General features: G+C 68.0%; 9 protein-coding genes. 6 read left to right on the top strand and 3 right to left on the bottom strand.

The window, feature by feature from the left end; all coding sequences use genetic code 11:
* Window positions 1-54: 54 nt before the first annotated feature.
* Window positions 55-1,272: an alpha/beta hydrolase gene (locus E0500_RS30820; RefSeq protein ID WP_131563361.1), complete on the bottom strand. Its 1,218-nt coding sequence runs from the start codon at window positions 1,270-1,272 to the stop codon at window positions 55-57.
* A 115-nt stretch (window positions 1,273-1,387) separates the two neighbouring features.
* Window positions 1,388-2,029 carry a TetR family transcriptional regulator gene (locus tag E0500_RS30825; RefSeq protein ID WP_131563360.1) on the bottom strand — a complete coding sequence of 214 codons (642 nt, stop codon included), beginning with the start codon at window positions 2,027-2,029 and terminating at the stop codon, window positions 1,388-1,390.
* A gap of 173 nt (window positions 2,030-2,202) precedes the next feature.
* Here E0500_RS30825 and E0500_RS30830 point away from each other — a divergent pair, with 173 nt between their 5' ends.
* Window positions 2,203-3,822, top strand: a complete 1,620-nt coding sequence (locus E0500_RS30830; RefSeq protein ID WP_131563359.1) for an MFS transporter — start codon at window positions 2,203-2,205, stop codon at window positions 3,820-3,822.
* A 345-nt stretch (window positions 3,823-4,167) separates the two neighbouring features.
* Here E0500_RS30830 and aceE read toward each other — a convergent pair whose 3' ends face one another.
* Window positions 4,168-6,915, bottom strand: a complete 2,748-nt coding sequence (aceE, locus tag E0500_RS30835; RefSeq protein WP_131563358.1) for a pyruvate dehydrogenase (acetyl-transferring), homodimeric type — start codon at window positions 6,913-6,915, stop codon at window positions 4,168-4,170.
* Window positions 6,916-7,351: 436 nt separating this feature from the next.
* On the opposite strand from aceE, the gene E0500_RS30840 reads away from it, so the two are divergent.
* The 5 genes from E0500_RS30840 (at window position 7,352) to E0500_RS30860 (ending at window position 11,507) form a co-directional block, all read left to right on the top strand.
* Window positions 7,352-7,789 (top strand): DUF3052 domain-containing protein, encoded by a 438-nt coding sequence (locus E0500_RS30840; RefSeq protein ID WP_165934986.1) that lies wholly within the window; start codon window positions 7,352-7,354, stop codon window positions 7,787-7,789.
* Window positions 7,790-8,265: 476 nt separating this feature from the next.
* The gene (locus E0500_RS30845) at window positions 8,266-8,724 is read left to right on the top strand and encodes a peroxiredoxin (protein WP_131572096.1); all 459 of its coding nucleotides are present in this window, start codon (window positions 8,266-8,268) and stop codon (window positions 8,722-8,724) included.
* A gap of 113 nt (window positions 8,725-8,837) precedes the next feature.
* Window positions 8,838-9,413 carry a TerD family protein gene (locus E0500_RS30850; protein WP_131572097.1) on the top strand — a complete coding sequence of 192 codons (576 nt, stop codon included), beginning with the start codon at window positions 8,838-8,840 and terminating at the stop codon, window positions 9,411-9,413.
* Window positions 9,414-9,657: 244 nt separating this feature from the next.
* Window positions 9,658-10,233, top strand: a complete 576-nt coding sequence (locus E0500_RS30855) for a TerD family protein (protein ID WP_131572098.1) — start codon at window positions 9,658-9,660, stop codon at window positions 10,231-10,233.
* Between the two features lie 125 nt (window positions 10,234-10,358).
* Window positions 10,359-11,507, top strand: coding sequence for a DUF475 domain-containing protein (locus E0500_RS30860; protein ID WP_131572099.1), 1,149 nt, complete (start codon window positions 10,359-10,361; stop codon window positions 11,505-11,507).
* The last annotated feature ends 110 nt before the right edge of the window (window positions 11,508-11,617 follow it).

Consider the following 11,617-nt stretch of genomic DNA (forward strand, 5'->3'; position numbering starts at 1 on the left):
CGCGTCTTCGTCCCCTCCTCCGGCAGCCGGTGATTCCTTCGTCCTCTACGCGCGTCAGGCCGCAACGGCGGCGGGCAGTCCCTCCTGACACGCGTTTTCCTGGCGTCCCTGCTGTGCGCAGTGCACCGCGCGATACGCGCCAACACCGATCTCGGCGAAGTTGCGCAGGCTCTCGGTGCCGGGCTCGAAGTAGCCCGCGTGGCCCCTCGCGCCGTCCGCCGACAGTACCCGTGCCCCGAACGCCGCGGACACCGGGTCGGCGCCGTGGCCGAGGCCGCCGACCTCCAGGTACGGCACGTCCTGGATCCAGTCGTCGGCGTCCCGGGTCGCCCAGACCTGGGCCGAGGTGCGCAGCTGGGACGCCTTCTCGACGCGCATGCCGGGGCTGCCCGCCACCGCGATGTCGGAGACCCGGGCGGGCAGCCGGCGCGCGGCGACCCCGCACAGCACCGAGCCGTAGCTGTGGCAGTACAGCGCGACGGGCGAGCGGCCGGGCAGCGCGCGCACCAGCGCGTTGAGCCGGACCGCGCCCTGCTCGGCGCGCAGCGCGGTGGCCGCCTCCATGCCGAGCCCGTTGGGTGCCGTGTAGTCGGCCCAGGCGATCACCGCCGTACGGGTCGCGGGGGCGATCGCGCGCTCGGCCGTGTACAGGGCGCTCGCCATGCCGGCGGGCGCCGAGTACCTGCGGACCGTGCGCTGGAAGGTGAGCACGTCGGTGTCGACGCCGGGCACGACCACCGAGACCCGCTCGGCCGTGGTGAGGTCGCCGAACACCTCGGCGACCCGGCCCGAGCCCTCGGGGTCGAAGGCGAGGATCCGTCGGCCCGGCTGCATCAGGTCCTCGAAGCGGTTCATACGGCGACCCGCGTCGTACTGACCGTGGGAGGAGAGCCGCTTGTCGTGCGTACGTTCGAGCTCGATGTCGCGCTGCTTCTCCAGCGCGGCGTGGTTCGCGCGGTAGCGCAGCTCGACGGGAGCGCCGTTCATGTTGCCGACCGCGAGCGGGTAGCGGTCGGCGAGGTCGGTGCGCTGCCGTTCGGTGAGCGAGGCGAAGAAGCGGGCGAGCCGACCTGGGGAGGAGTCGGCGTCCGGCAGCGCGTGGCCGTCGATGTGCCCGTGGTTCCACGCGGAGAGCGAGGCCTGAAGCGGCGATGCCCCCCGGTGGTCGCGGATCGCGGTCCAGCCGGTGGTCGCCAGCATGACGAACACGACGGCGAGTGCGAGGACTGCGCGCCAGACGTTGAGTTGGGGAGAGGTGTCGAAGGAAGTCACTGAAAGGACACACTAGGAGAACGGAAGGGTCTCGCGTTAACCAAGTGAGGGGGATCACGTTTCGGACTCAGGTGTTTCGCGGACCCCTTGCGTTCACCGGCGTGTCGGCCGCTCCTCAGTCCGTACGCCACTTCTCCGTCAACACGGGCCCCACCGCGTCGAGATACCTGACCGTCAGCGCGCGGGTCTCGGTGGGGCCGAGGTCCTCGCTCAGCCCCCAGCGCCGCTCCATGACACGGATCACACCGGCGAACACGGCCACGGCCACGCGTGGCCGTGGATCGGTGTCCACGTCGAGTCCCTCGCGTTCGGCGATGACCCGCGCGACCTCCTCGCCCACCTCGTCGCTACGGCGCAGATGGGCGGCGAGGAGTGCGGGCGTCGACTCGGTCAGTCGGCACATGCGCAGGTAGAGCTCGATCGGCACGACCTGTTCGACGGCCTCGGCGATGGTGTCCCAGTCCTTCAGGACGGCGTTGCGCAGCGCCTCCAACGGGGCCTCGTCGACCGGGCGTTCGCGTACGGCCGCGGCGAACCGTGTGTGCGCGAGGTCCTGGACGGCGAACGCCGCGTCCTCCTTGCCCGCGAAGTACCGGAAGAAGGTGCGCTGCGAGACGTCGACGGCCTCGGTGATCTCGTCGACGGTCGTGTGCTCGTACCCCTGAGTGGTGAACAGTTCCAGGGCGGCCCGCAGCAGCGCGTCCCGGGTGCGCTGTTTCTTGCGCTCGCGCAGCCCCGGTCGGGTCACCGTGTTCATGAGCCCTCTTCTCCGACGGTTCGGTCAGTCTGTCCGGATGGTCTGTCCGGTCGGTCTGTCCGGGCGGCTCAGGTGGACGTTTCCCGAGCTCAGCCTATTTGTAAGTGACGTGACAGTTACCGAATTGTGAATTGGTTTGTCAAATGTCAGTAGCTGTCATTAATCTCGGCCACATGACTAGTCAGACCACCATCGACACGACGGGGCCGGGGGACGGGATCCCGGTCGCCCCGTCGGAGCAGCAGCCCTCCAAGGGCCTGCGCGGCCACCCCTGGTTCACTCTCATAACCGTGGCCGTAGGGGTCATGATGGTGGCCCTCGACGGCACCATCGTGGCGATCGCCAACCCGGAGATCCAGAAGGACCTCGGCGCCAGTTTCGCCGATGTTCAGTGGATCACGAACGGCTACTTCCTCGCCCTCGCGGTCACCCTGATCACCGCCGGCAAGCTCGGTGACCGCTTCGGCCACCGCCAGACGTTCCTCGTCGGCGTGGTGGGCTTCGCGCTGGCCTCGGGGATCATCGGCCTGTCCGACTCCATCCCCATGGTCGTCACCTTCCGCGTCTTCCAGGGCCTGTTCGGCGCGCTGCTCATGCCGGCCGCACTCGGTCTGCTGCGCGCCACGTTCCCGGCCGAGAAGCTGAACATGGCGCTCGGCATCTGGGGCATGGTCATCGGCGCCTCCACCGCGGGCGGCCCGATCCTCGGCGGTGTGCTGGTCGAGCACGTCAACTGGCAGTCGGTCTTCTTCGTCAACGTCCCGGTCGGCATCCTCGCCGTGGCCCTCGGCGCCTGGATGCTGCTCGACCACCGCGCGGAGAACGCCCCGCGCTCCTTCGACATCCTGGGCATCGCCCTGCTGTCGGCCGCCATGTTCTGCCTGGTCTGGGCGCTCATCAAGGCCCCGGACTGGGGCTGGGGCGGCGGTATGACCTGGGCCTTCCTCGGCGCGTCCGTGCTGGGCTTCGCGCTCTTCGCCGTCTGGGAGACCAGGGTGAAGGAGCCGCTGATCCCGCTGGGGCTGTTCCGCTCGGTCCCGGTCTCGGCGGGCGTCGTCCTGATGATCCTCATGGCCATCGCGTTCATGGGCGGCCTGTTCTTCGTCACGTTCTACCTGCAGAACGTGCACGGCATGACCCCGATCGACGCGGGACTGCACCTGCTGCCGCTCACCGGCATGATGATCGTCGGCTCCCCGCTCGCGGGCGTCCTCATCACCAAGGCGGGACCGCGCGTCCCGCTGGCCGGCGGCATGGCGCTCACGGCGATCGCCATGTACGGCATGTCCACGCTGGACACGGACACCGGCAGCGCCGTGATGTCGCTCTGGTTCGCACTCCTCGGCCTCGGCCTCGCCCCGGTCATGGTGGGCGCCACCGAGGTCATCGTGGGCAACTCGCCGATGGAGCTCTCCGGTGTCGCCGGCGGTCTCCAGCAGGCCGCGATGCAGATCGGCGGCAGCCTCGGTACGGCGGTCCTGGGCGCCGTGATGGCCTCCAAGGTGGACAGCGACCTGCCGGGCAACTGGAAGGAGGCGGGCCTCCCGCCGCTCACCGAGGCCCAGCTCGACCAGGCCTCCGAGGCCGTTCAGGTCGGTATGCCACCGGTCGCCGAGGGCATGCCCGAGGAGATCGCCGCGAAGGTCACCGAGGTCGCGCACGACACGTTCATCTCCGGCATGGGCCTCGCCAGCCTCGTCGCCGCGGGCGTCGCGGGGGTCGCCGTCCTGGTGGCCTTCCTGACCAAGCGTGGCGAGAACGCCGAGGCGGGCGCGGGGATCGGCCACATCTAGGCCTCATCCAGGCCACTCTTGCCTGGTCTTGCCTGGTCTTGTCCGGGCTGGTTTGGGAGCACTTTCCCTCATCAGGGTGACAACGCTAAAGATCCGTCGCCCTGGGCACGTGCCGCAGGTCACAGTGTGTCAACCGGGTCGGCTCCCAGCCGGCATGGGGGACGGACCGGTCCTGCGGCGCGCTGCCGGAGGGGGGCGGCGCGCCGGGAGACAAAAACCGGGAAACAAAAACCGGGAGACAAAAACCGGGAGACAAAAACCGGGAGACAAAAAAGGGGCCCTCGGCTGCTGCCGAAGGCCCCTTCACATGCGGGGGAAGGCGTGCGCCCCGTGAGGGGCGCACGCCTACGCGTCGCCGCCCGCGGCCCCCGGATCGGCGGCCGAGACGTCCAGCAACTGATAGCGGTCGATGGCCTGCTTCAGCACCGACCGGTCGAGCCTGCCCTCACGCGCCAGCTCGGTCAGCACCGCGACCACGATCGACTGCGCGTCGATGTGGAAGTAGCGCCGCGCCGCACCCCGGGTGTCGGCGAAGCCGAAGCCGTCCGCGCCCAGCGACTGGTACGTGCCCGGCACCCACCGCGCGATCTGGTCCGGAACGCTCCGCATCCAGTCGGAGACGGCCACGAACGGACCCTCGGCACCCGTCAGCTTCCGCGTCACATACGGAACCAGCTGCTCCTCCTCGGGGTGAAGCAGGTTGTGCCGCTCCACCTCGACGGCCTCACGGCGCAGCTCGTTCCACGAGGTCGCCGACCAGACGTCCGCCCTCACGTTCCACTCGGCGGCGAGGATCGCCTGCGCCTCGACCGCCCACGGCACGGCGACACCGGACGCGATGATCTGCGCCGGGATGCTGCCCGAGTCGCCGACCCGGAAGCGGTGGATGCCCTTGAGGATGCCCTCGACGTCCACGTTCCTGGGCTCGGCCGGGTGCTGGATGGGCTCGTTGTATACGGTCAGGTAGTAGAAGACGTCCTCGCCGTGCGGGTGCTCCTCGGAGGAGCCGTACATCCGGCGCAGACCGTCCTGCACGATGTGCGCGATCTCGAACCCGTACGCCGGGTCGTACGCGACACACGCGGGGTTGGTGGAGGCGAGCAGCTGCGAGTGGCCGTCCGCGTGCTGGAGGCCCTCACCGGTCAGCGTCGTACGGCCGGCGGTCGCACCCAGGACGAAACCGCGCGCCAGCTGGTCGCCCATCTGCCAGAACTGGTCGCCGGTCCGCTGGAAACCGAACATCGAGTAGAAGACGTACACCGGGATCAGCGGCTCGCCGTGCGTGGCGTACGACGAACCGGCGGCGATCAGCGAAGCGGTGCAGCCCGCCTCCGAGATGCCGTCGTGCAGCATCTGGCCGGTCGGCGACTCCTTGTAGGTGAGGAGCAGATCGCGGTCCACCGACTCGTACTGCTGGCCCAGCGGGTTGTAGATCTTCGCGCTCGGGAAGAACGAGTCCATGCCGAAGGTGCGGTACTCGTCGGGCGCGATCAGCACGAACCGCTTGCCGATCTCCTTGTCCCGCATGAGGTCCTTCAGCAGCCGGACGAACGCCATGGTCGTGGCGATCGACTGCTGACCCGAGCCCTTCTTCACGCTCGCGTACGTCTTGTCGCCCGGCAGTTCGAGCGGCTTCGACCGCACGAGACGGGTCGGGACGTACCCGTCAAGACCCTTGCGGCGGTCGTGCATGTACTGGATCTCCTCGGAGTCCCGCCCCGGGTGGTAGTACGGCGGAAGACCGGACTCCAACTCCTTGTCGGAGATGGGCAGATGAAGCCGGTCGCGGAACCGCTTCAGATCGGCGACCGTCAGCTTCTTCATCTGGTGCGTGGCGTTGCGGCCCTCGAAGTTCGGGCCGAGCGTCCAGCCCTTGACCGTCTTGGCGAGGATGACCGTCGGCTGGCCCTTGTGGGCGCGGGCCGCCGCGTACGCCGCGTAGATCTTGCGGTGGTCGTGACCGCCACGCCCCAGGTGCAGGATCTGGTCGTCGGTCATGTTGGCGACCATCGCGCGCAGCCGGTGGTCGCCGCCGAAGAAGTGGTCGCGGATGTACGCGCCGGTCTCGGTGGCGTACGTCTGGAACTGGCCGTCCGGCGTGGTGTTCATCTTGTTGACCAGCACACCGTCGCGGTCCTGGGCGAGCAGCGGGTCCCACGACCGGTCCCAGACCAGCTTGATCACGTTCCACCCGGCGCCCCGGAAGACCGACTCCAGCTCCTGGATGACCTTGCCGTTGCCGCGCACCGGGCCGTCGAGCCGCTGGAGGTTGCAGTTGACGACGAAGGTCAGGTTGTCGAGGCCCTCGCGGGCGGCCAGGGTCAGCTGGCCGAGCGACTCCGGCTCGTCCATCTCGCCGTCGCCCAGGAACGCCCATACGTGGGATTCGGAGGTGTCGGCGATCCCGCGCGCCTGCAGATAGCGGTTCATCCGCGCCTGGTAGATCGCGCCGATGGGGCCGAGGCCCATCGACACGGTCGGGAACTCCCAGAAGTCGGGCATCAGCCGCGGGTGCGGGTAGCTCGACAGCCCGTACGGCGACTTGGACTTCTCCTGCCGGAACGCGTCCAGGTGCGGCTCGCCGAGCCGGTCGAGGAGGAACGCGCGGGCGTAGATGCCGGGGGAGGCGTGCCCCTGGAAGAAGATCTGGTCGCCGCCGTCGCCCCGGTCCTTGCCGCGGAAGAAGTGGTTGAAGCCCACGTCGTACAGCGAGGCGGAGGAGGCGAAGGTGGCGATGTGCCCGCCGACGCCGATGCCGGGCCGCTGGGCCCGCGACACCATCACGGCGGCGTTCCACCGGGTGGCGTTGAGGATCTTCCGCTCGATGTCCTCGTTGCCCGGGAAGAACGGCTCGTCCTTGGTGGCGATGGTGTTGACGTAGTCCGTGCTGCGCATCTCGGGCACGGCCACGCGCTTCTCGCGGGCCCGCTCGATCAGCCGGAGCATCAGATAGCGCGCGCGCTCACGGCCGCGCTCGTCCACGGCGGCGTCGAGCGAGTCGAGCCACTCCTGGGTCTCCTCGGGATCGAAGTCAGGGACCTGACTCGGGAGGCCGCCAATGATGATCGGATTGCGATCGGATCCGGAAGCCACGCTGTTCCTTCGCTGTCGGAGGGCCGCTCTGCTCTGTGCCTGCACCGCTCCCCATCGTGTACCTCGGGGGCGCGAAACGTCATCTCTACCGTGAGGTAACCAGGACGTTCCCCCGGACGCTTGGGGCAGGACCGACTGAAACGCAACGATACGCCCGAGCTGTGACACGTTCCGCAAAGGCGTTCGACTTTCGTACCCTCGGATCGTTACCGAATGCGCAAATCGGGCAGGACGGTGTGGCGCGTGTCACCCTCTACTGTGATTCCATGCCTGGAGTTGCGGCGACACGGCCAGGATCGTCACCGTTTCGGCGGTCTCCAAGGCTGGGTACTTGCGCGATCCGTCCCGCCCGTGTGGACTACGGCCAAGCTTCGCGTACGCGCGTGGCTGAACTTCCCTGGGGGCGACCCCACCGAACATGATCAGGAGGCAACCCGTGAGCGCGACCGCGGACCACGCGGAGGAGCGGACGAACCCTGCCGCGAGGCTGGGGTTCCAGCCCGAGCAGGTGGTCCAGGAGATCGGCTACGACGACGATGTCGACCAGGAGCTCCGCGAGGCCATTGAGGAAGTCGTCGGCAGTGAGCTCGTCGACGAGGACTATGACGACGTGGCCGATGCCGTGGTGCTGTGGTTCCGCGACGAGGACGGCGACCTGACCGATGTGCTGGTGGACGCCATCACGTACATCGAAGAGGGTGGCTCGATCCTGCTGCTGACGCCCAAGACGGGGCGGGACGGCTACGTGGAGCCGAGTGACATCTCCGAAGCCGCGACGACGGCGGGTCTGTCGGCGATGAAGAGTGTGAGCGTCGGCAAGGACTGGAGCGGGAGCCGTCTGGCGACCCCGAAGGGGGCCAAGTCCAAGAGGTGAGCGCCCTTCGGGGCGTGGGTGCGCCGGGGGCGGGGGCGCGGCCGTAGGCCGTTTTCCCCGCCCCCGCCGCCCCTACCCGTCCCATCCCCAGGGGCTATGCCCCTTCGACCCCACCCAGGGGGCTGCGCCCCCTGCCCCCCGGGGGTTGGGGCTCTGCCTCCTTGGCCCCCGGGTTTCAGAGCTGGGCCCCGTTGCCCCCGGGTTTCGGGGTTGGGCCCTTGGCCCCCTTGGCCCCCGGGTTTTAGGGCTGGGCCTTTGGCCTCGCCCTTGGGGCTCAGCCCCCGACGCCGTTCTCGGACGTCAGTCGTCGGCGGCCGCCCGTCTGCGTGCGCATCACCCACCCCCGCGGGGGCTCGGGGCGCAGCCCTCAGGGAGGGATGGGCAGGGGCGGTGGGGGTGAAGGATGCCGTGGGGTGGTGATCACTGCGTAGGCTGGGGTTGCCCCGAACAGCCCATGGAAGGGAACGCAGGACATCATGGCCATCCAGGTCGGCGACAAGGCCCCGGACTTCGAGCTCAAGGACAACCACGGCGCCAGCGTGAAGCTGTCGGACTTCCGCGGTGAGAAGAGCGTCGTGCTGCTCTTCTACCCGTTCGCCTTCACCGGCGTCTGCACCGGCGAGCTGTGCGCACTCCGCGACAACCTCCCGAAGTTCGTCAACGACGACGTCCAGCTCCTCGCCGTCTCGAACGACTCCATCCACACGCTGCGCGTCTTCGCCGAGCAGGAGGGCCTGGAGTACCCGCTGCTCTCCGACTTCTGGCCGCACGGCGACACCTCGCGCGCGTACGGCGTCTTCGACGAGGACAAGGGCTGCGCCGTACGCGGCACGTTCATCATCGACAAGGAGGGTGTCGTGCGCTGGAGCGTCGTGAACGCCCTGCCCGACGCCCGTGACCTGAACGAGTACGTCAAGGCGCTCGACACCCTGTGATTCTTGGCCCCCAGGGCCTGCGGCGGGCGGGAACCCCTCACTAGGATCGACTCGTTGATCTGATGCCAACGCACGACGGGGCTCCCCGCCCCTGGACACCAAAGGGAGGACTCGTGGGAGTCAGCCTCAGCAAGGGCGGCAACGTATCGCTGACCAAGGAGGCCCCTGGCCTGACCGCGGTCATCGTCGGTCTGGGGTGGGACGTCCGCACCACGACCGGTACCGACTTCGACCTGGATGCCAGCGCCCTGCTGCTGGACACCTCGGGCAAGGTCGGCAACGACGCGAACTTCGTCTTCTTCAACAACCTCAAGAGCCCGGACGGCTCGGTCGAGCACACCGGCGACAACATCACCGGTGAGGGCGAGGGCGACGACGAGCAGATCAAGGTCAATCTGGCCGGGGTTCCGGCCGAGATCGAGAAGATCGTCTTCCCCGTCTCCATCTACGACGCCGAGAACCGCCAGCAGTCCTTCGGCCAGGTGCGCAACGCGTTCATTCGCGTCGCGAACCAGGCCGGCGGCACCGAGATCGCCCGCTACGACCTCAGCGAGGACGCCTCCACGGAGACCGCCATGGTCTTCGGCGAGCTCTACCGTCACGGAGCGGAGTGGAAGTTCCGCGCCATCGGCCAGGGGTACGCGTCGGGCCTGCGCGGTATCGCCCAGGACTTCGGTGTGAACGTCTGAACCGTATTCGTATCCGTATCTGTAGCCGTATCCGTATGTGATCGTCCGAGCCGTGTGCGTGCGTCCGAAGCGTGCACCTGGCTCACCCCGTCCGGCGCCGCATCTCCCAGTCGAGTGCGGCGCCGGACGTGCTCTCACACCCACCCACCCCCATCCACCCACACGAAGCGGGCGTACCGTTCCGTTCGTATCGTCACAGCGCTCGTACAACACCACACAGCTCGACACGGGGAGGACCAGCAGCATGGGCGTCACGCTCGCCAAGGGAGGCAATGTCTCCCTCTCCAAGGCCGCGCCGAACCTCACGCAGGTGATGATCGGGCTCGGCTGGGACGTCCGCACCACCACGGGCGCCGACTTCGACCTGGACGCCAGCGCCCTGCTGTGCAACGAGGGCCGGGTCCTCGGCGACGAGTGGTTCGTCTTCTACAACAACCTCAGGAGTCCGGACGGCTCGGTCGAGCACACCGGCGACAACCTCACCGGAGAGGGCGAGGGCGACGACGAGTCGATCCTGATCGATCTGTCGAAGGTGCCGGCCCACTGCGACAAGATCGTCTTCCCGGTCTCCATCCACGACGCCGACAACCGCGGCCAGTCCTTCGGTCAGGTCAGCAATGCCTTCATCCGGGTCGTGAACCAGGCCGACGGCCAGGAACTCGCCCGCTACGACCTGAGCGAGGACGCCTCCAGCGAGACCGCGATGATCTTCGGCGAGGTGTACCGCTACGGCGGCGAGTGGAAGTTCCGGGCGGTGGGACAGGGGTACGCGTCGGGGCTTCGGGGCATCGCGCTGGACTTCGGGGTCAACGTCTCGTAGCGCAATATGCGCTAAAGCAGGGCCCGTATGGGGTATGAAGCGTGCCGGACTAGACTTCGGGTTCAAAGTTTCGTAAAGCCGCGCGTGGCGCGGGGGAGCCCCGTACTAACACGATTGGGTAGCCAGTGGTTCTGAAAACCTTCGGCTGGTCGTTCGCGGTCACCGCGCTCGGCCTGGTCGCAGCTGTTCTCTATGGCGGATGGACCGCCTTCGGGCTCGTCGCGATCCTGTCCATCCTGGAGATCTCGCTGTCCTTCGACAACGCGGTGGTCAACGCCGGGATCCTGAAGAAGATGAACGCCTTCTGGCAGCGCATCTTCCTCACCATCGGCATCCTGATCGCTGTCTTCGGTATGCGGCTGGTCTTCCCCGTCGTGATCGTCGCCATCAGCGCCAACCTGGGCCCCATCGAGGCCGTCGACCTCGCGCTCACCGACAAGAACCAGTACCAGCAGTACGTGACCGACGCGCACCCGTCGATCGCCGCCTTCGGTGGCATGTTCCTGCTGATGATCTTCCTGGACTTCGTCTTCGAGGACCGGGAGATCAAGTGGCTGGGCTGGCTTGAGCGTCCGCTGGCCAAGCTCGGCAAGATCGACATGCTGTCGGTCTGCATCGCGATGATCGTCCTGCTGATCAGCGCGATGACCTTCGCGACCCAGGCGCACCAGCACGGCGGCACCTACGCCGACAAGACGGAGACGGTCCTGATCTCCGGCATCGCGGGTCTGATCACCTATCTCGTCGTCGGCGGCCTCTCCGGCTACTTCGAGGACAAGCTGGAGGAAGAGGAGGAGCGCGAGCACGAGGAGGAGGAAGCGGCCAAGCGCAGCGGCAAGCAGGTCTCGGTCGTCAAGCTGGCCGGCAAGGCGGCGTTCTTCATGTTCCTCTACCTGGAGGTCCTGGACGCGTCCTTCTCCTTCGACGGTGTCATCGGCGCCTTCGCCATCACCAACGACATCGTCCTCATGGCCCTCGGTCTCGGCATCGGCGCCATGTACGTCCGGTCGCTCACGGTCTACCTGGTCCGTCAGGGCACCCTCGACGACTACGTGTACCTGGAGCACGGCGCGCACTACGCGATCGGCGCCCTCGCCGCGATCCTGCTGGTCACCATCCGGTACGAGATCAACGAGGTCATCACCGGCCTCATCGGCGTCGTCCTGATCGGCTGGTCCTTCTGGTCGTCCGTCCGCCGCAACAGGGCGCTCGCGGCAGCGGAGGGAAAAGCTGAGTCCTCGGACGACAAGGCGGAAGTCTCGTCCGGGGTCTGAAACCGGCGCGAGCCCGGGCGGGGGTGTGACCGGATCCGCCGGTTCCGGTGTGTGACACCCCTCCTGGTGAGGAACGCTCTGAGCGGGGCGGCCGTCGAGGACGAGTCCTC

The organism is Streptomyces sp. KM273126 (assembly GCF_004337435.2).
GTDB lineage: Bacteria > Actinomycetota > Actinomycetes > Streptomycetales > Streptomycetaceae > Streptomyces > Streptomyces acidicola.

What these genes read in the sequence shown, in the direction of transcription:
- E0500_RS30825 (WP_131563360.1), bottom strand. Translation starts at nt 2,029, where the DNA reads ATGAACACGGTGACCCGACCGGGGCTGCGCGAGCGCAAGAAACAGCGC.
- E0500_RS30855 (WP_131572098.1), top strand. Translation starts at nt 9,658, where the DNA reads ATGGGCGTCACGCTCGCCAAGGGAGGCAATGTCTCCCTCTCCAAGGCC.
- E0500_RS30830 (WP_131563359.1), top strand. Translation starts at nt 2,203, where the DNA reads ATGACTAGTCAGACCACCATCGACACGACGGGGCCGGGGGACGGGATC.
- E0500_RS30845 (WP_131572096.1), top strand. Translation starts at nt 8,266, where the DNA reads ATGGCCATCCAGGTCGGCGACAAGGCCCCGGACTTCGAGCTCAAGGAC.